The organism is Halanaerobium hydrogeniformans (genome assembly GCF_000166415.1).
GTDB lineage: Bacteria > Bacillota > Halanaerobiia > Halanaerobiales > Halanaerobiaceae > Halanaerobium > Halanaerobium hydrogeniformans.
This window is the reverse complement of sequence record NC_014654.1, coordinates 2,363,226-2,382,816: the sequence shown is the minus strand read 5'-3', so window position 1 is coordinate 2,382,816 and position 19,591 is coordinate 2,363,226. Positions and strand designations below refer to the sequence as shown.

19 protein-coding genes are annotated in these 19,591 nt (G+C 33.2%); 18 read left to right on the top strand and 1 reads right to left on the bottom strand.

The genetic code is table 11. From position 1 onward, the window contains the following. Positions 1 to 149: 149 nt before the first annotated feature. The 5 genes from HALSA_RS11120 (at position 150) to HALSA_RS11100 (ending at position 4,085) form a co-directional block, all read left to right on the top strand. Positions 150 to 587, top strand: a complete 438-nt coding sequence (locus HALSA_RS11120) for an Hsp20/alpha crystallin family protein (RefSeq protein WP_013406651.1) — start codon at positions 150 to 152, stop codon at positions 585 to 587. Between the two features lie 194 nt (positions 588 to 781). Next, positions 782 to 1,855: an alanine racemase gene (locus tag HALSA_RS11115; protein WP_013406650.1), complete on the top strand. Its 1,074-nt coding sequence runs from the start codon at positions 782 to 784 to the stop codon at positions 1,853 to 1,855. Between the two features lie 28 nt (positions 1,856 to 1,883). Further along, positions 1,884 to 2,807 carry a LysO family transporter gene (locus HALSA_RS12680; protein WP_013406649.1) on the top strand — a complete coding sequence of 308 codons (924 nt, stop codon included), beginning with the start codon at positions 1,884 to 1,886 and terminating at the stop codon, positions 2,805 to 2,807. 54 nt (positions 2,808 to 2,861) lie between these two features. Next, positions 2,862 to 3,347, top strand: coding sequence for a GAF domain-containing protein (locus tag HALSA_RS11105; RefSeq protein ID WP_013406648.1), 486 nt, complete (start codon positions 2,862 to 2,864; stop codon positions 3,345 to 3,347). 15 nt (positions 3,348 to 3,362) lie between these two features. Next, on the top strand, positions 3,363 to 4,085 hold the full coding sequence (locus tag HALSA_RS11100) for an HAD family hydrolase (protein ID WP_013406647.1): 723 nt from the start codon (positions 3,363 to 3,365) through the stop codon (positions 4,083 to 4,085). 77 nt (positions 4,086 to 4,162) lie between these two features. On the opposite strand, the gene HALSA_RS11095 is transcribed toward HALSA_RS11100, so the two are convergent. Beyond that, positions 4,163 to 6,448 carry a family 65 glycosyl hydrolase domain-containing protein gene (locus tag HALSA_RS11095; RefSeq protein ID WP_013406646.1) on the bottom strand — a complete coding sequence of 762 codons (2,286 nt, stop codon included), beginning with the start codon at positions 6,446 to 6,448 and terminating at the stop codon, positions 4,163 to 4,165. Between the two features lie 271 nt (positions 6,449 to 6,719). Between HALSA_RS11095 and HALSA_RS11090 the strand changes: the two genes are divergently transcribed. The 13 genes from HALSA_RS11090 (at position 6,720) to typA (ending at position 19,403) form a co-directional block, all read left to right on the top strand. Further along, a complete protein-coding gene (locus HALSA_RS11090) occupies positions 6,720 to 7,790 on the top strand; it encodes a glycerol dehydrogenase (protein WP_013406645.1) in 1,071 nt (356 codons plus the stop codon). Between the two features lie 239 nt (positions 7,791 to 8,029). Continuing rightward, the gene (locus HALSA_RS11085) at positions 8,030 to 8,773 is read left to right on the top strand and encodes a ZIP family metal transporter (protein WP_013406644.1); all 744 of its coding nucleotides are present in this window, start codon (positions 8,030 to 8,032) and stop codon (positions 8,771 to 8,773) included. Positions 8,774 to 8,873: 100 nt separating this feature from the next. After that, positions 8,874 to 9,617, top strand: coding sequence for a ZIP family metal transporter (locus HALSA_RS11080; RefSeq protein WP_013406643.1), 744 nt, complete (start codon positions 8,874 to 8,876; stop codon positions 9,615 to 9,617). 551 nt (positions 9,618 to 10,168) lie between these two features. Continuing rightward, entirely contained in the window at positions 10,169 to 11,677 is a 1,509-nt protein-coding gene (gene trpE, locus HALSA_RS11075) for an anthranilate synthase component I (protein WP_013406642.1), read from the top strand. Then, entirely contained in the window at positions 11,658 to 12,230 is a 573-nt protein-coding gene (locus HALSA_RS11070) for an anthranilate synthase component II (protein ID WP_013406641.1), read from the top strand. The genes trpE and HALSA_RS11070 overlap by 20 nt, the downstream gene beginning before the upstream one ends. A 27-nt stretch (positions 12,231 to 12,257) precedes the next feature. Then, positions 12,258 to 13,274 (top strand): anthranilate phosphoribosyltransferase, encoded by a 1,017-nt coding sequence (gene trpD / locus HALSA_RS11065; protein WP_013406640.1) that lies wholly within the window; start codon positions 12,258 to 12,260, stop codon positions 13,272 to 13,274. A gap of 2 nt (positions 13,275 to 13,276) precedes the next feature. Beyond that, positions 13,277 to 14,029, top strand: a complete 753-nt coding sequence (gene trpC / locus HALSA_RS11060) for an indole-3-glycerol phosphate synthase TrpC (protein WP_013406639.1) — start codon at positions 13,277 to 13,279, stop codon at positions 14,027 to 14,029. Positions 14,030 to 14,032: 3 nt separating this feature from the next. Further along, positions 14,033 to 14,671 carry a phosphoribosylanthranilate isomerase gene (locus tag HALSA_RS11055; RefSeq protein ID WP_013406638.1) on the top strand — a complete coding sequence of 213 codons (639 nt, stop codon included), beginning with the start codon at positions 14,033 to 14,035 and terminating at the stop codon, positions 14,669 to 14,671. Positions 14,672 to 14,711: 40 nt separating this feature from the next. Next, positions 14,712 to 15,935 carry a tryptophan synthase subunit beta gene (trpB, locus tag HALSA_RS11050; protein ID WP_013406637.1) on the top strand — a complete coding sequence of 408 codons (1,224 nt, stop codon included), beginning with the start codon at positions 14,712 to 14,714 and terminating at the stop codon, positions 15,933 to 15,935. Next, entirely contained in the window at positions 15,928 to 16,719 is a 792-nt protein-coding gene (gene trpA / locus HALSA_RS11045) for a tryptophan synthase subunit alpha (RefSeq protein ID WP_013406636.1), read from the top strand. Before trpB ends, trpA begins: the two co-directional genes overlap by 8 nt. A gap of 95 nt (positions 16,720 to 16,814) precedes the next feature. After that, positions 16,815 to 17,018: a cold shock domain-containing protein gene (locus tag HALSA_RS11040; protein WP_013406635.1), complete on the top strand. Its 204-nt coding sequence runs from the start codon at positions 16,815 to 16,817 to the stop codon at positions 17,016 to 17,018. Positions 17,019 to 17,220: 202 nt separating this feature from the next. Beyond that, positions 17,221 to 17,421 (top strand): cold-shock protein, encoded by a 201-nt coding sequence (locus HALSA_RS11035; protein WP_202943528.1) that lies wholly within the window; start codon positions 17,221 to 17,223, stop codon positions 17,419 to 17,421. Between the two features lie 176 nt (positions 17,422 to 17,597). Further along, the gene (gene typA / locus HALSA_RS11030) at positions 17,598 to 19,403 is read left to right on the top strand and encodes a translational GTPase TypA (RefSeq protein ID WP_013406633.1); all 1,806 of its coding nucleotides are present in this window, start codon (positions 17,598 to 17,600) and stop codon (positions 19,401 to 19,403) included. The last annotated feature ends 188 nt before the right edge of the window (positions 19,404 to 19,591 follow it).

The window sequence follows — 19,591 nt, the reverse complement described above, 5'->3', positions numbered from 1 at the left end:
AAAGACTTAAACATCTCTAATCGCTTATAATATGCTATAACAATAGTTTAAAAGCCCTGTTCGTTTTTGACCTTCTCTGACTTTAGTCCTATAATATAAGTAGAATAAAGATTAACAATAATTATATAAAAAATACCGGAGGTGTTTTTATGTTTGATTTAGTACCATTTAGAAACTGCAAGCGTAGAAGTGTTGCTGAACATGATGATGATCCATTTAACATGGTATCAGGATTATTTAATGAAGTGATGGACTTTGCTGATCGTAGTTTCAGAGCTGACATTAAAGAAACTGATGATAAATATATCATAGAAGCAGAAATGCCTGGTATTAATAAAGAAGATATTCAGCTCGAACTTGATGATGATTATCTAACAATTTCTGTAGATCATACAGAAGAAGAAAAAGAAGAAAATGAAAACTATATTCGTCGTGAAAGAAGGCATGGCAGATATGCTCGTAGTTTCTATCTGGAAAATGTTAAACAGGATGAAATAACTGCAGAATATAATGATGGTATTTTAACCATTGATCTGCCAAAAGTAGAGAAAAAAGTTGTTAAGAAACGCACAATTGATATAAATTAACTCTGCAGAGATAAAAGTTTTATAAAATAAAATATAAGTCATTAATTGAGTACCCGGCAGTTTACTGCCGGGTTATTTTGTTAACTAAGCAGTATGTGATATTTAATCTACCATTTTTTTATGAAATTACTGTATATAATCTGTCAAATATGATATAAATTATATTAGAGAATATTAAATTAGGAGGAATTTACTTGGACTTTCCTGTTATTGATATATATTTAAATAAAATAGAAGAAAATGCACTGCAGATGAAGGCAATGCTAAACGATAATAATATTAATTTGACTGCAGTAGTTAAAGGTTTTGCTGGTGACTTAAAAGTTTTTAACTGTTTTCAAAAAGCTGCTATCAATAGTATTGCTGACTCTAGACTACAGAACATAAAAAAATATAGGGCGGCAGGATATCAGGGAGAAATAATGATGCTTAGAATTCCTATGTGTTCTGAACTTGAAGAAGCAGTAAAATACATAGATACAACTCTGATCAGTGAGATCGAAACTGCTCGAGCAGCTGCTAAAGCTGCAGTTAAATTAAACAAAGAAATCAAGGTTATTATTATGGTTGATTTAGGAGACAGGAGAGAAGGGGTTTTAGCTGAAAACTTAAAAGAGCTGGCTGCAGAGATAATAAAACTTGATGGTCTTAAATTAGACGGAATTGGCACTAACTTAGGTTGTTTTGCTGGAGTATTACCAGATGAAAAAAACACAAAAGAACTTATAAAATATAAGAAAGAATTAGAAAAAGAATTTTCAATTAAGATAAATAGAATTTCTGCCGGTAATACCGCTACTACTATTTTGTTAAATAACAATGAACTTAGCTCTTCAATTAATAACTTGCGGATTGGCGAAGGTATTTTGCTGGGAACTGATATTATTAATGAGCGGTTATTTAACAATTTAAATCATTATAATTTTCGTTTACGGGCAGAAATAATAGAGCTAAAGGCTAAACCTTCTAACCCAGAAGGTGAGATGGCATTTGGTGGTAAGGGTAGAAATCAGATTTTAAAAGATCAAGGGCTCAGGCAAAGGGCAATAGCAGCAGTTGGAAAACAGGACATTGATTATCATGGTTTATACCCGCTTGATAAAGGAATAGAAGTACTTGGGGCAAGCAGTGATCACTTGATAATGGATGTAACAGATTTAAAGAGGAAAATAGCTGTGGGAGATATCTTAACATTTAAAATGAATTATAGTGCAATGTTAAGAGCTATGACTTCTGTGTATGTTAAAAAAAATTATTTAAACAAATAATTAGCTGGCCTTTTTTGGAGGGATTTTTTTGGATTTTTATTTGATCTTATTTTTTCTATTCAGCGGTATCTTTTTGGGCTGGAAGGTAAATAAAGATAATTATTTTCTTAAGCTATCTGATAAAATAACTAAACTGGGTTTAGTTATTCTTTTGGCTGCAATGGGGGCGGATTTAGGTAGTAATGAAGAAATTTATCGACAGTTAGGTAGGATTGGACTGCAGGCATTATTATTTGCTATTTTTACTATTGTTTTTAGTGTAATGTTAATCTATTTTTTTGCTAAATTGATCGCTGGTAACAGCTTTAATTCAGACTTTAAAAAACATCCTGACACACAAAAAAATGAAAGCAATATGACTTTTTTAATATTCATTTCGGTCATTTCCGGTATTATTATTGGACGTTTTTGGCTTGGAGAAGATTTTTATAGCTTTTTAGCACCAATAATAAATTATTCGCTAGCCCTATTATTATTTGGGGTAGGAGTTGATATTGGTGCCAGCAGAGAAATATTAGAAGATCTTAAATTATTAGGGTGGAAGATTCTAGCAATTCCTTTATTGATCGCAATAGGAACTTTAATAGGTTCTGTTTTAATTGGGGTTTTGCTTGGTTTTGCTGTAGGAGAATCAGCTGCAGTCGGTTCTGGTTTTGGTTGGTACAGTCTTTCTGGGGTATTGATTTCAAATTTACATGGAGCAGAACTTGGTTCCTTAGCATTTCTGACAAATGTTTTTAGGGAGTTACTAACTGTTATTTTAATCCCAATTGTGGCAAAATATTTTGGTAGTTTGGCTGCAATTGCACCTGGAGGAGCTACCACAATGGATGTTACTTTACCTTTAATTAAAGAAGCAGGAGGAGAATCTGTTGTAATCCCAGCTTTTATTAGTGGAGCTGTACTGTCAACTTTAGTTCCTATTTTAGTACCATTTTTTTTGGGGTTCTAACTTAAGCTGCTTATAATAATGGTTTTTGTAAATTTTCTGGAGGAGTTGAAAATTATGAATAAGCAAGAAAAAAAATTAAAAGAGATGAATAAAGCCTTTAAAGCCTTACTAGAATCTGAAGCTGATTGGCTGGCAAATCTTGCTAATAGTACAGCTATTTTATCTCAATTTATGGATGATATTAATTGGGCAGGTTATTATATCTGGAAAAATGATCAATTAATTTTAGGCCCATTCCAGGGCAAAACTGCCTGTGTGAGGATTGATGAAGATAAAGGTGTCTGTGGAAAGGCATATACCCAGCGCAAAATTTTAGTTGTTAAAGATGTCAGTGAATTTCCCGGTCATATAGTTTGTGATCCTCTTTCTAAATCAGAAATCGTGTTACCTATAATTGTGGCAGGAGAAGCTATTGCAGTACTTGATATTGATAGTCCTAAATTAGCTCGTTTCGGAGAGCTTGAGCGTAAATATTTAGCAGAATTTACTGATATATTGATTGAAAATACTAATTTTTTACCCTTAATGGAGAAATTTTAATTGGAGGTCTTAAATGTGTTAAAGAATAGACAAAGATATTTATTTGATTTAGATGGGACTTTGTTAACAATTAATATTGATAAATTTTTAAACCGTTATTTTGCTGCTTTATCTGCTGAGTTTGATGATCTATATCCAGATAAACAGGGATTTATCTCTAACTTGATGGCTTCAACCCAAAAAATGATTAAAAATGATGGTAAAAAGACCAACCGCGAGGTATTTATGGAAGATTTTTTAGCTCATTTAAATGGAGAAGATCGAGAAGAAATAAAAAAACGTTTCCACGACTTTTATCAAAATGTTTTTCCTTCTTTAGAAAAAGATTTTGAAATAGATAAACAGACTCCAGCTAATATTATTTCTTATCTAAAAGAAAAAAATAAAAGTCTTGTCCTGGCAACCAATCCGCTTTTTCCTCGACAGGCTGTTGTGGAAAGATTAAATTGGGCCGGAATAGCAGCAGAAGATTTTGATTTTATCAGTAGTTATGAAAATATGAGTTATGCGAAACCAAATCCTAATTATTATCAGGAGATACTCGATAAAATTGGGGCAAGTCCTAATAATTGTTTAATGATAGGTAATGATCTGGAAGATGATACTGCAGCCCAGGATATTGGTATTCCAACTTTAATAATCAATAATCATTTAATTGAAAATGAAGCAAAAGATCTGGATTTAGTCTGGCAGGGTAGTTTAGATGAATTTTATTCTTTAATAAAAAGCCAACTATAATTAAAAAAGGTTGTAATTAACTTCTCAAAAGAGAATTTCTAATTACAACCTTTTTTTAAGAGAAAATCATATCATATTCAGTTTTCAATTATTAATTTTTGTTCAGGCTTAAGTTTATATTCTTTATCATAAACTTTTATTTCAAGCTTTTTACCTTTCTCTAGTTCAAAAACGACTTTTTCTTGATTAACTTCAATTTTAATTCTTCTTTCCTTAAACATTATCTTAAAATTATAGGAGTTCCATGCTTCTGGTAGGAAGGGCCTAAACTGGGCCTGACTATTTTTAACTTCAAATCCAGCAAAGCCTTCAACTATTGACATCCAGGTTCCTGCCATACTGGTAATATGCAGTCCATCATCTGTATCATAATTATAATTATCAAGATCTAATCTAGCAGTTCTGAGATAAAGCTGATAGGCCTTTTCTTTTCTACCTATTTCTGCAGCAATAATAGAATAGATGCAGGGTGATAGAGAAGATTCATGAACAGTTCGTGGTTCATAAAAATCAAAATGCCTTTCCATACTATCTTGATCAAATTCATCCTCAAAATAATAAATTCCCTGGAGAACATCAGCCTGTTTTATATATGGAGAGCGAAGAATTTTATCCCAGGACCAGTTTTTGTGAAGTGGGATATCCTCTTCATTTAAATCAGAAACCAGCTTTTGTTCTTTATCTAAATAGCCATCCTGTTGGGCATAAATATCATATTCTTCCAGATAGGGGTAGTACATTTTTTCTATCATATCCTGCCAGAGCTGATAATCTTTTTCGCTTAATTGAAGTTTATCAATTAAATCATTGTAAGCTTCTGGATAATTTTCTTTTAAATATTTCCTGTTTTTTAAAGTATATTTAAGTGTCCAGGCGGCTATTTTATTGGTATACCAATTATTATTAATATTATTTTCATACTCATTAGGCCCTGTAACCCCAATAATCATATACTTATCTTTGCGGGGGTTGTAATGAGCGCGGTCAGCCCAAAAACGAGAAATCTCTGCTAAAACTTCAAAACCATAATCTCTAATATATTCCTGATCACCTGTGTAATCAATATAATCTTTGATTGCATGGGCAATTGCTCCATTGCGATGAATCTCTTCGAAAGTAATTTCCCATTCATTATGGCATTCTTCTCCATTGATGGTTACCATTGGATAAAGAGCACCTTTAAGACCAAGTTTATCTGCATTTTCTATAGCCTTTTGGAGGTGATTATGTCTGTAGATTAATAAATTCTTTGCAACTTTCTGACTGTGGGTAGCTAAATAAAATGGTAAACAGTAAGCTTCTGTGTCCCAGTAGGTTAAACCACCATATTTTTCGCCGGTAAAACCTTTAGGCCCTATATTTAATCGGGGATCATGGCCTGTATAAGTTTGGTTTAAATGAAAAATGTTAAATCTAATGCCCTGTTGAGCTTCCAGGTCCCCTTCAATTTTAATGTCACTTTCCTGCCAGATTTTTGCCCAGGCATTCTTATGTTCAGCAAAAAGTTTATCAAAGCCCAGTGATACAGCCTCAGCAGCTTTTTCTACCGCTTTAGTATTAACTAAATTTTTTTCATAATCCCGACTTGTACAGACAGCAATAAATTTTTCGAGATTAATTTTTTCTCCTTTGTTTAGCTTTAAAGTTATTTTATCGGCAATGTAATTTTCTTCATTTATTTTTTCAAGCCGATTATATTCCTTATTTATTTTCCATTCCATAGCAGTACTTACTTTAAAATGTGATTTTTTAGTTTTCATGCTTAGTAATGACTGCTGTTTATTATTAAGCTGTTCTTCACCTTTCCAGAAAAAATCACCATAATTTGCATCTTCATTTTTTACATTACCGTCTAGATAAGGAGTTAACTGTACCGAATGGTTTCCTTCAAGTGCTTTAATTGAATATTTAACTGCGGCAGTTTCTTTTTTTTCTTGATTTAAAAATCGTTTTTCATTAATTTCAAGCTGATCATCGTTTACTTTAACGATAAAAGACCTTTCTAAATAAGCTTCTTTCATATTCAGGACTCTTTTAAAAGAACTAAATTCAACTTGCGCTAAATCAATTATAGTGTCATCTATTTTCAAATCAATACCAATAAAATTTGTTGCATTAGCTATTTTCGCAAAATATTCCGGGTAACCATTTTTCCACCAGCCTACAATTGTTTTGTCAGGATAATATACACCGGCAATATATGTTCCCTGAAGGCTGTCACCACTATACTGTTCAGCAAAATTACCTCTTAATCCCATATGTCCATTAGCTAAACTCATTATACTTTCTGTTACTCTATTATAATTTTTATCAAAACCTTCTTCTATAACTTTCCAGTCATCAACTTTAAAGTATTTTTTCAAATTCAACACCTACCTTTCTAAAAATTATATCAAAAATAACTATTTAATAAAAGTATTTGCGATGAATATATATATTGAAAAGCTGCAAAAGTATTTTAGAGTAAAAAATTCTAAAAAATACCAGAAAATAAAACAATGCTTTTTATCCAATAATTTTTTGTCCAATAATATAATAATTATGTTTTGAGGCAGGAAAACAAAGATAAATCTTTAATTTATATTAACAAGAGAAGATTTGTGAAAAATAATTCATATTAAGGAGTGGTTGTTTATGGCAAGAGTATTACAGTCTCCTGGCAAATATGTTCAGGGAAAAAATGTATTAGCAGAAATGGCAGATTATCTTCAGGATTTTGGAGAAAAAGTGCTGGTTATTGCTGATCCAGTTGTAGATGAACTATTTTCAGAAGAGCTAGAATCAGGTTTAAAAGGAAAAGAAGTAGTAATGGAAGAGTTTAATGGTGAATGTTCTAAGGTGGAAATTGACAGGTTAAAAGATATTGCCGAAGACGAAGAGGTAGAGATGGTCATTGGAGTCGGTGGTGGAAAAACCTTAGATACTGCTAAAGCTGTTGCACACTACACTAATCTTCCTGTAGTTATTGTCCCTACCATTGCTGCAACTGATGCTCCTTGTAGTGCTTTATCTGTAATCTATACAGAAAAAGGAGTATTTGAAGAATATCTATTTTTACCAAAAAATCCTGATGTTGTAATTATTGATACTCAAATTGTTGCTGATGCTCCGGTTAGATTTTTAGTTTCTGGTATGGGGGATGCTCTAGCAACTTATTTTGAAGCAGCTGCCTGTGATTTAACTAAAGCTCCAACAATTGCTGGTGGAAGCCAGACAATGACCGCTGTAAGTCTTGCTCGATTGAGCTATGACACCTTATTAAAGTACGGCAAATCTGCTAAAGCAGCAGCAGAAGCAGGTGTGGTTACAGAAGCTCTTGAAAAAGTTGTAGAAGCAAATACACTTTTAAGTGGTTTAGGTTTTGAAAGTGGTGGATTAGCTGCAGCTCATGCAATTCACAATGGTTTGACTGTATTAGAAGAAACTCACAGCAATACCCATGGTGAAAAAGTAGCATTTGCTACTATAGTGCAGATGGTTTTAGAAGATAGAGATCCTGTAGAAATTGAAAGAGCTATTGCTTTTTGCAAAACAGTTGGCTTACCAACAACTCTGGCTGACCTTGGTGTAACTGAGGTTAGTGAAGATAAAATATTAGAAGTTGCAAAAGCAAGTACTGCCGAAGGAGAAACAATCCACAATATGCCATTTGAAGTAGATGCAGAAATGGTTAAAGATGCTATTTTGGCTGCTAATAATCTCTAAAAAGACTCTTAAACAAAACAAACTATGATATTAAACCCGCAAGTATTAATTTTAATATTTGCGGGTTTTTATGATTTTGAGGGGAATATTTTTTAATTATTTAAGTTTGCAAAAAAAAGATGACTAATATATAATTATATTAATTGAGAGTCAGTTTCAAATCAAATTTTTAACTATCTAAGCAATTAAAATAATATATATATATAATTCAGAAAAAAATTAAAACAGGAGGTATAGAAATGAGCACGTTAATGTATAGTTTTTTAGCTGGAATATCAACTTCACTTGGAGTTTTTGTATTGATTATATTTGGTGAACCGAGCAAAAAAGTATTAGCATCTTTGCTGGGATTTGCTGGAGGTATTATGCTGGCGATTTCTGTATTTGAATTAATGCCAGAAGCGGTCGAGCTTGGTTCACTTGGGATAGCGTTAATCGGGTTTTTATTGGGTGCATTTATGATGTTTGGCCTTGATAAAATTGTTCCTCATTCTCATCTTTCATCTTCGGAAAAGTTAGAAGTGGAAAACCCGGAAAAATTAAAAGTTAAAGATCCGATGCTGAGAACAGGGTTTTTGATCTTTTTGGGGATAGCTCTCCATAATTTACCAGAAGGGTTAGCGATTGGAGCAGGTTTTGAGTCAAGTCCAGAAGCAGGTATTTATATTGCAATGGCAATTGCTCTCCATAATATTCCGGAAGGACTTGCTATAGCAGGACCTTTAAAATCTGGTGGTACTAAAACAGCTATGTTATTTGGATTTACTCTTTTAGCTGGTCTTATGACACCTTTGGGTACCATGATTGGAATGTTTATATTTAATGTATCACCGATATTTGTTGGAGGTTCACTGGCTTTTGCAGCTGGAGCGATGGTTTACATTGTAAATGATGAATTAGTACCTCAGTCAAATAATATGCACAGTCATTTTGCCAATGCAGGCATGATTGGTGGTTTGTTAATGGGCTTTACAATATTATAGGAATCGAGTAAATACAAAAGGGCTTTTGGTGCTGTATTGGTTTTAATCGCAGTAGGAGCCCTTTTTCTAGCAAATATTATTTATTTCTGGAGGTATAAAGATGAGTACTTTAATGTATAGTTTTTTAGCTGGTTTATCAACTTCGCTTGGAGCAGTAATATTGATGATCTTTGGTGAGCCAAGTGAAAAGATATTAGCGATTTTAATCGGTTTTGCTGCAGGTATTATGACGGCAATTTCAGTATTTGAACTGCTTCCGGAAGCACTTGAATTATCATCATTAACAAATACGGTTGTGGCATTTATTTTAGGAGCGCTTCTAATGTACAGTTTTGATAAATTGTTACCTCACTCTCACCTGTCTTCTGCTGGCCATTTAGTAACAGAAAATCCAGAAAAATTGAAAGTACAGTCTCCACTTCTAAGAACAGGTTTTTTAATCTTTTTGGGGATAGCTCTCCATAATTTACCAGAAGGTTTGGCTATTGGAGCAGGTTTTGAATCAAGTCCAGAAGCAGGAATGTATATTGCAATGGCAATTGGACTGCACAATATACCGGAAGGTTTAGCAATAGCAGGGCCTTTAAAATCTGGAGGAGCTTCTAATACTAAAATATTATTATTTACATTATTTGCTGGGCTTATGATACCTTTAGGTACTATAATAGCCCAATTCTTTTTCAATATTTCTGCCCTGTTTGTAGGAGCTTCACTGGCTTTTGCAGCTGGTGCTATGCTTTATATAGTGAATGATGAACTAATACCCCAGTCAAATAATATACACAGTCACTTTGCTAATGCAGGAATACTAATTGGAATATTAATGGGATTTATGATCCTATAAACAAATTCTCCTTTAGTCTTTTTACTTGTCTGGGCCATAATAGGTAAAATAATAGTTGGTATTATTGGTGGTAAGGCATTTGCTTTGAGTAAAAAAGCAGCACTTAGAGGGGGAATTTCTTTAGTTCAAAGAGGGGAATTTTCAGTTTCAATTACTGCAAAGTTGGGTTAAATCAGTAAAATAATTAAAATTTGCTTTTGCAAAAGTTCTTGACAAGATTATCATAATCTTATATACTTAAAAAAATTAGAGATGAGAAGAGCCCAGCTTAGTAGAGATGAGATTTAGTTGAGATTAGATGAGCAGATAGATTATTTAGAGGGGCCAGGCTGGTATAACAGCGTGGTTTTTGTTTTTTTAGTTTAGATAATTAGTTTAAATAAGGGAGCAGTTTAACTTTTTTTAGAGCTTTTTAAACTATTAAACTAAAAATAATCTGTCTATAACTCAATAATATTAAATTTTAAATTCTACGGTCAGGCTTTATATAAGCTTTGGCCGTTTTTTGTTTTCTAAATAAATCAATTGGGTTCTCGTCCAGGGAGGTAAAAATGATAAATTTAAAAGAGTTTTTAGTACAGGCAGAAAAATATGATATTATTCCTATTTATGATGAATTTATAGCTGATACTGAAACACCAATTTCTCTTTACAAAAAGTTGGCAGCTGATAAAGATTATTCCTATCTACTGGAAAGTTCAGAAAATGATCGCTATTCCTTTATTGGTTTAGAACCAGCAGCAGTTTTTAAAAATCACAAAGACTATTTTGAAATCCTAAAACAGGGTAAAATAGAAAAAAAGTGTGATCAAGATTTAATTTCTTATTTACAAAATTATTTAAATAATATTAGTGTATATCAAAATGAAAAACTCCCACCTTTTTCAGGAGGGTTTGTTGGCTATTTTAATTATGAAATGATAGAAAAATGGGAAGATATATTCCATGCTGAAAAGGGTAAAAGTTTGATAAAAGATGATAAGCCATTAAGTATTTTAGTCATGACTAAAATGATTTTAGCCTATGATCATCTGCATAATACAGTTAAGATAATCAACAATCTGCAGTTAGAGGCAGATTTGAGTTTAGAAGAAAAGAAAAAGTTATATGCTCAGGCTCAATTTGAACTTAAAAAACTAAAAGATAAAATTGAAAATACTAAAAGCAAAATGGCAGTTGTTGGTGAAAGATACAGTAGTGAAAAAGCTGAATTAATATCAAATACCAGTAAAGAAGAATTTGAAGAAATGGTTAAAAAAGCAAAAGAGCATATTAGAGAGGGGGATATTTTTCAGATTGTTCTCTCGCAAAAATTTTCTATAGAAAATGACCTACCTCCATTTAAAATTTTTCGGGCTCTTCGTTCAGTAAATCCATCACCATATTCTTTTTATTTGAACTTTCCTGAAACAAGAATTATTGGGTCTTCACCAGAGGTATTAGTAAGGGTTAGAGACAATAGAGTTATGACGCGTCCTTTAGCAGGTACCAGGCCCAGAGGAAAAAACAAAAAAGAAGATTTTGAATTAGAAACTGATCTACTCAGTGATGAAAAAGAAAAGGCTGAACACACCATGTTGCTTGATTTAGGTAGAAATGACTTAAGTAGAATTGCAGCTCCTTCCAGTGTTGAGGTAACAGAATTGATGGAAGTTGAGTATTATTCAAAGGTGATGCATATTGTTTCTCAGGTAGAAGCTGACTTAAAAGAAGGGCTGGACAGTCTTGATGTTCTTAAGGCAGTTTTCCCAGCTGGTACTGTTTCTGGAGCACCTAAAATAAAAGCTATAGAATTAATTAATGACCTGGAAAAAGAAGCAAGAGGAGTATATGCTGGAACTGTTGCGTATTTAAGTTTTAATGGTAATCTTGATAGCTGTATAACAATTAGAACTTTTTCGCTGACAGATGGGAAACTCAACCTACAGGTTGGTGCAGGTATAGTTGCAGATTCTGATCCAGCGAAAGAATATCAGGAAACATTAAATAAAGGGAGAGCTTTATTTGATGCACTAAAAGTAGTTAGAGAGGATGGTATCCGTGATTTTAGTAATAGATAATTATGATTCTTTTACCTATAACCTGGTTCATATTTTGGAAGAATTTGATACGGTAAAAGTTATCCGTAATGATAAAATTTCAGTAGAAGATATTGCTATTATGGCACCTGATAAGATAGTTATTTCTCCTGGGCCTGGCCGGCCAGATGATGCAGGAATTTCTAAAACAATAATAGACTATTTTAAAGATAAAATTGAGATATTAGGAGTTTGTTTAGGCCATCAGTGTATTGCTGAGGTTTTTGGAGCTGAAGTTGTAATAGCTGATGAGCTAGTTCATGGTAAAGTTTCCAAGATTAATCTGCTTGATAAGGATAATCTATTATTTGCAGGAATCGATAATAATTTTTCTGCAACTCGTTATCATTCGCTTTTAGTCAACAAAAAAAATCTGCCTGAAGAATTAAATATATTAGCAGAAACAGAAAAAGGAGAAATAATGGCTATTAAACACAAAGATTATCCAGTATATGGAGTTCAGTTTCATCCGGAATCTATTTTGACAGAAGCAGGAAAAATAATTTTAGAAAATTTTATAACCAATAAAAATTAGAGTAGATAGTATAGAGGAGGAGAGATAATGTTTAATAAACATTTAGCAAAGGTAGTTAGCAGAGAGAATTTAAGCTTAGCTGAGATGGAAGATGCGATGTCAATGGTAATGGAAGGTAAAACAACAGATAGTCAGTTAGCAGCCTTTTTAATTGCTTTGAGAATGAAAGGTGAAAGCATAGATGAAATTACAGGGGCAGCAAGTGTAATGAGAAATAAAGCTGCTCAAGTTAATACTTCTGCTGTAGATTTAATAGACAGCTGTGGAACAGGTGGAGATCAAAAAGGTACATTTAATATTTCTACCACAACCGCGATTGTTATGGCAGCAGGTGGGTTAAATGTTGCTAAACATGGTAATCGTTCAGTATCTTCTCAGAGTGGAAGTGCTGATCTTTTAGAAGCACTGGGAGTAAAAATTGATTTAAGTCCTGAGGCAGCCGCAAAATGCCTTGACCAAATTGGAATATCATTTTTATTTGCCCCCTATTTTCATAAGGCGATGAAATATGCTGTTGGGCCTCGTAAAGAACTTGGCTTAAGGACTATATTTAATATTTTGGGACCACTTACAAATCCAGCTCGAGCAGATTATCAGATTCTTGGTGTATATAAGGAGGAACTAGTAATGCCCCTGGCCCATGTGCTAAAAAATCTTGGTTTAAAATCTGCTATGGTAGTTCATGGTGCAGGTGGGATTGACGAATTATCTCTGGCAGGATTAAACAAAACTGCTTATTTAAAAGATGGAGAAATAAAAGAATTTAATTTCACACCAGAAGATGCAGGCTTGAGTTTTGCTCCAATAACTAAAATCCTGGGTGGAGCACCAGAACAAAACAAACAGATAACTCTTGATATATTAAATGGTAAAAACGGCCCTAAAAGAGATGTGGTTCTCCTTAATTCAGCAGCGGCATTTTTGGTCCACAATAAAGTTTCACAGCTAAAATTAGGAGTAGAACTTGCAGCTGAAATCATTGACTCTGGAAAAGCAAAAGCTAAATTGAATGAACTTGTCAGTTGTAGTAATGCGGTGGTTTAGCGATGATCTTAGATAAGATAATAAAAGAAAAAGAAAAAGAAGTTAAAGCACTAAAAAAAGGCAGACATTCTTTAAAGCAAAAATTAAAAGAAGAGCAGTTAAGTTTAATAGCTGAAATAAAAAAAGCATCACCCAGTAAAGGTCTGATTAGAAAAGATTTTAAACCTGTTGAACAATTAATGGCTTATCAGGCCGGTGGAGCTTCAGCAATTTCTGTTCTGACAGATCAAAAATTTTTTCAGGGAAGTAATCAACTTTTAGAATCCTTAAGAAAATTAACCGATTTACCGATTTTACGTAAAGAGTTCATAATTGATCCACTTCAGGTTTATGAAAGTTTCTTTATTGGCGCTGATGTTATTTTGTTAATTGCAGCTGTTTTAGATTTAGATCAGTTAAAAGAACTTTTAAGTACTGCTGAAAAATTAAAACTTGAGGTAATAGTAGAAGTTCATAATGAGTCAGAATTAGAAATGGTCTTAAAAAGTGATGCAGAAATAATTGGTATCAATAATCGAAATTTAAATAATTTTGAAGTAGATTTATCGACAACTTCTAAACTGCTCAAATTATTAAAAGAGAAGGCTCGACGTGAAAACTATTATATTATTGCCGAGAGTGGAATAAAAAGTGCTGAAGATATAAGTTATTTAAAAGAGCTGGGTGTAGATGGAGTTCTTATCGGAGAAACACTGATGAGGGCTGAAGACCCAGCAACTAAAATAAAAGAGTTGGGTATCAAAAAGGAGAATTAGAAAATGAGTTCTAGAGTAATGATTAAATTATGTGGGATGACATTAAAAAGAAATGTTGACTTTGCTGTTGAATCAGGAGTTGATGCTCTTGGTTTTATACTTGCTAAAAGTCCCAGGCAGATAACTCTGGCCCAGGCAAAAGAACTTACTAAAGATCTACCTCCATTTATTAATAGGGTTGCTGTAGTGGTAAATCCTCAGGACAATGAGCTGGAAAAAATACTGGCAAGCAGACTTTTTGATTATATTCAGTTTCATGGTGATGAATCACCTTTATTGATAGAAAAAACACCTCTTAAAACAATTAAAGCTATTTCTATTAATGAAGCTCAAGACCTGGATAGATTGAAGAGGTACAAAAATATTGTGGATTATTTTTTATTTGATACTAAAATTGCTGAACAAATTGGGGGTACAGGTCAGAGTTTTGACTGGTCACTGCTTAAAGATAAAGCTGTTAAGAATAATTTCATTTTAGCAGGTGGTTTAGGGCCGCAAAATATTGAACTTGCTTTAAAAACCTTAGAACCTGCAGCTGTAGATTTAAATAGTCAGCTGGAAAGTTCTCCAGGTATTAAAAATGAAGTACTTATAAACAAAACCATTGCAAAGATAAGAGCCTTTGAAAAAAACAATCATTAAGTTAATTAAAAGGGTATCAGATTAGAAAGGAGTAATGATTATGAGAAATCAGGCAAAAAAATTGAGAGTAAAAAATGATTTAAATAAAGGTTATTTTTCTGAATTTGGAGGTCGTTTTGTTCCAGAAACCTTGATACCGGTTCTAGATGAATTAGAAGAGGTTTATAATCACTATAAAAATGATCCTGCTTTTAAAAAACAATTAAAATCACTCTTAGCAGATTATAGTGGAAGACCCACCGCTTTATATTATGCTGAACAATTGAGCAAATATTATGGGGGAGCTAAAATATACCTAAAAAGAGAGGATCTAAATCACACCGGTGCTCATAAAATAAATAATACTTTAGGTCAGATATTACTGGCAGTTAAAATGGGTAAAAAAAGGATTATTGCTGAGACTGGTGCTGGACAGCATGGTGTAGCTACTGCTACCGTTGCAGCTCGATTTAATTTAGATTGTGAAATTTACATGGGGGCAGAAGATATGGAAAGACAGGCTCTTAATGTATATAAGATGGAAATGTTAGGAGCTAAGGTCACTGAAGTTAATTCAGGGACTCAAACCCTTAAAGATGCAACAAATGAAGCTATCAGGGATTGGGTGCGTAATGTTGAAGATACCCACTATATTATCGGTTCTGTAGTTGGGCCCCATCCTTATCCAATGATGGTTAGAGATTTTCAAAGAATAATTGGTGATGAATGCAAAAAACAAATCAAAGCCAAAGAAGGTTGTCTTCCTGATTATATTTTAGCCTGTGTTGGGGGCGGAAGTAATGCGATGGGTATATTTTATCCTTTTATAAATGATAAAGAAGTTAAGATGATCGGGATTGAAGCCTCTGGTAAAGGAATTGAAAGTGGAAAACATGCAGCAACTCTTTCTGCTGGAAGGGTTGGGGTTTTACATGGCAGTAAATCATTTTTGCTTCAAGATGAAGATGGACAGATAATTCCAGCTTATTCTATTTCTGCAGGTCTGGATTATCCTGGGGTTGGACCTGAACATAGTTATTTAAAAACAATTGAAAGGGTAGAATATCATTCTGCCACTGATATTGAGGCTATTAAAGCTTTTAAACTATTATCAGAAAAAGAGGGGATTATTCCAGCTCTTGAAAGCTCACATGCCTTATCTTATCTGGAAAAATTAGCTCCTCAGCTATCTAAGGAGAAGATTATAGTTGTTAATCTCTCGGGTCGGGGAGATAAAGATATCAATAATTTCAAAAAGGTTAAGGAGGCAGAAGAAAATGTCTAAAATAACAGCTCAATTTAAAAACAAAAAAGCGTTAATAACCTATATTAGTGGAGGAGATCCCAGTCTGGAAATGACCGAAAAATTAATCTATCGCCTTCAGGATGAGGGGGTTGATATTATAGAGATCGGGATCCCATTTTCTGATCCACTTGCAGATGGCCCTGTTATTCAGGAGGCTTCACAGCGTGCTTTAAAAAATGGATGTACTCTAAAAAAGTTAATTGAGATGCTGACAGACATTAAAGATAAAGTTAAGGTTCCGCTGGTTTTAATGGGTTATTATAATTCGGTTTTAAATTATGGGGAAAAAGAATTTGTAGAAGCTATTAAAAAAGCAGGAGTTTCCGGAGTTATTATTCCGGATTTGCCGGTTGATGAAAAAGCTAAATTATCATATTATTTAAAAGAGGCGGATTTAGATCAGATTTTGCTTGTTACTCCTAATACATCAGATGAGCGTTTAAAAGAAATAAGTAGTTTAAGCTCTGGTTTTCTTTATTGTGTTGCTTTATTGGGAACTACCGGTGATGCTAGAGGTCCATATCCAAAATTAGAAAGTTATTTAAAAAGAGTTCGAAAAACAGCAGGAGATATCCCCCTTGGACTGGGCTTTGGAATCGATGGTCCAGAAAAAGTTAAAAAGATTGTTGATTATCCGGATGGGATTATCATCGGCAGTGCCTTAATAAAAGCTATTACAGCCGGACAAACAGAAAAAGAAAAACTGGAGAATGCAGGAGAATTCGTAAGAAATATAAAAAAAGTTTTAGCTAATTATAAATAATAGTTGACAGAGAGATATCAGAATGCTATACTATGGGAGATGGAGAAAAAAATAAGAAACAGTTCCATCGTTAAAAACTAGGAGGAATTTATTTAATGATTTACACAGGAACAGTTAAGTGGTTTGATGGGAAAAAAGGTTTTGGCTTTATTGAAAGAGAAGATGGAGACGACGTGTTCGCACACTTCTCAGCTATCGAAGAGGAAGGTTTCAAAAACCTCGACGAAGGACAGGAAGTAGAATTCGAAATTGTAGAAGGCGACCGTGGCCCACAAGCTGCTAATATTGTAAAGTTATAAAGCAAATAAAAGTTTTATAATAGAATTGAAAGCCCTGAATACTTTTTTAAGTGCTCAGGGCTTTTTCACGCAGATTTTAAAGGAAGAAAAAAATATAAAATAATGGTTGACATGAGATTATTATCATGCTAAACTGTATTAGATGGAAAACAAAATACAAGTAACAATTCCATCGTGAAAAATAGGAGGAATTATTTAAATGATTTACACAGGAACAGTTAAGTGGTTTGATGGGAAAAAAGGTTTTGGCTTTATTGAAAGAGAAGATGGAGACGACGTGTTCGCACACTTTTCCGCAATTCAAGAAGACGGTTTCAAAAATCTTGAAGAAGGTCAAGAAGTAGAATTCGAAATCGTTGAAGGCGACCGCGGCCCACAAGCTGCTAACATTGTAAAGTTATAAAGCAAATAAAAGTTTTATAATAGAATTGAAAGCCCTGATTGCTTTTTTAAGTGGTCAGGGTTTTTCTGCATTAAAGCTCCCTAAAAGAATATTTTGCAATATTATTAAAAGCAAATTGAATATTGGACTTAAAAATAAGGAAGTTAAGTTGACTTTATAAGAGAAAGGAATTTAAAATGAACAAAAAAGAAATAATAAATATAGCTGTGATTGCCCATGTAGATGCAGGCAAGTCTACTCTAGTGGATGCATTTTTAAATCAGAGCGGTGTTTTTAGAGAAAACCAGGAAATTATTGATTGTGTAATGGATAGTAATGATCTTGAACGCGAACGTGGTATTACAATTTATTCTAAAAATTGTGCAATAGAATATAATGGGGTAAAAATTAATATAGTTGATACTCCAGGACATGCAGATTTTTCTTCTGAGGTTGAAAGAGTTATTAAAGCAGTAGATTCTGCCATTCTAATTGTAGATGCGACAGAAGGTCCAATGCCCCAGACCAGATTTGTTTTAAAAAAATCTTTAGAAAAAGGCATTAAGCCCATAGTATTTATTAATAAGATTGATAAAAATAATCAAAGAGCAGAAGAAGTTCGTGATGAAATTCTTGATTTGTTTATTGATCTTGCTGCAGATGATGAGCAACTTGAATTTCCAGTTATTTATGGAATTGCAGTTGAAGGTAAAGCATTTTATAAATTAGATGGAGAAAGTGAAGATTTATCACCTCTGTTCGAAACTATAATCAAAAGTGTTAACACTTATCCTGATCTTGATGATAAGCCCCTACAGATGCAGGTTTATGACCTTGCTTATGATGATTATTTGGGAAGAATAGGGATTGGACGAGTATATCAGGGTACAATAAAAGATGGTCAGGAAGTTGCTGTTTACAAAAGAGATGGTTCAATTAAAAAATCTAAAATAAGTAAGCTTAAAGTTTATCATGGTTTGAGTCAAAATAATGTAGAAGAAGCGAGAAGTGGAGATATCGTCTCTGTTGCTGGAATGGCAGATATATCAATCGGTGAAACAATATCTGAACCTGGTAAAGTAGAGGCATTACCTATGATCGAAATTGCTGAGCCCACACTTGCCATGTATTTTCTGGTTAATGACTCTCCGTTTGCCGGTGAGGAAGGAGAATACCTTACAACAAGACATTTAAAAGCAAGATTAGATAGAGAACTTGAAGTAAATGTGGGTTTAAGGGTAGAAAAAGCTGCAAATATTGAAGCTTATAAAGTTTCTGGAAGAGGGGAACTACATCTTTCTATTCTTTTAGAAAATATGAGGAGAGAAGGTTATGAGGTCTCGGTCTCTAAACCAGAAGTTTTAATGAAAGAAATCAATGGCAAAAAACATGAACCTATAGAAAAAGTAATGATCGAAGTCCCAGAAAAATATTCTGGAACAGTAATTAATAAGTTGAATCAGCGTAAGGGTATTATGCAGTCAATGCTACCAGATGGTAGTTATCTGCACCTAGAATATCTTGTGCCTACCCGTGGTTTAATAGGTTTTAGAAGTGAGTTTATCAATGATACCAGTGGAGAAGGAACTTTAATTCGTTCTTTTGCTAAATATGAAGAATTTAAAGGAGAAGTTCCAAAAAGGCAAAATGGGGTCTTAGTTTCCAATAAAAAAGGGACTGCTATGGCATATGCCTTATCCAATTTAGAAGAGCGAGGAGTACTCTTTATTGAGCCAGGAACTAAAGTTTATGAAGGAATGATTATCGGGCTTAATAATCGGGATAATGATTTGGCTGTAAATGCCTGTAAAAATAAGAAATTAACTAATGTTAGAGCTTCAGGTTCTGATGATAGTATAAATCTCTCTCCTGCGAAAGAATTTACTTTAGAACAAGCTCTGGAATTTATAGAAGATGATGAACTGGTAGAGATCACTCCTGAGGCAATTCGTCTCCGCAAAAAAATCTTAAATGAAAAAATGAGACTTAGAAATAGTAAATAAAAATAAAATATAGCTAAAAATTGTTAAAATATAAGCAGGAATTTAAGGTTTTTAAGAGAAAAGTAATTTATAGAGTGATATACTTGACAAAGACTTTTAGATAATATTGTTTTATAATCTTGACAAAGTTTGCTAAATAATGCTATAATTCTACTAGTAATGATTATCTTTAGTAAGAGTACAATAAT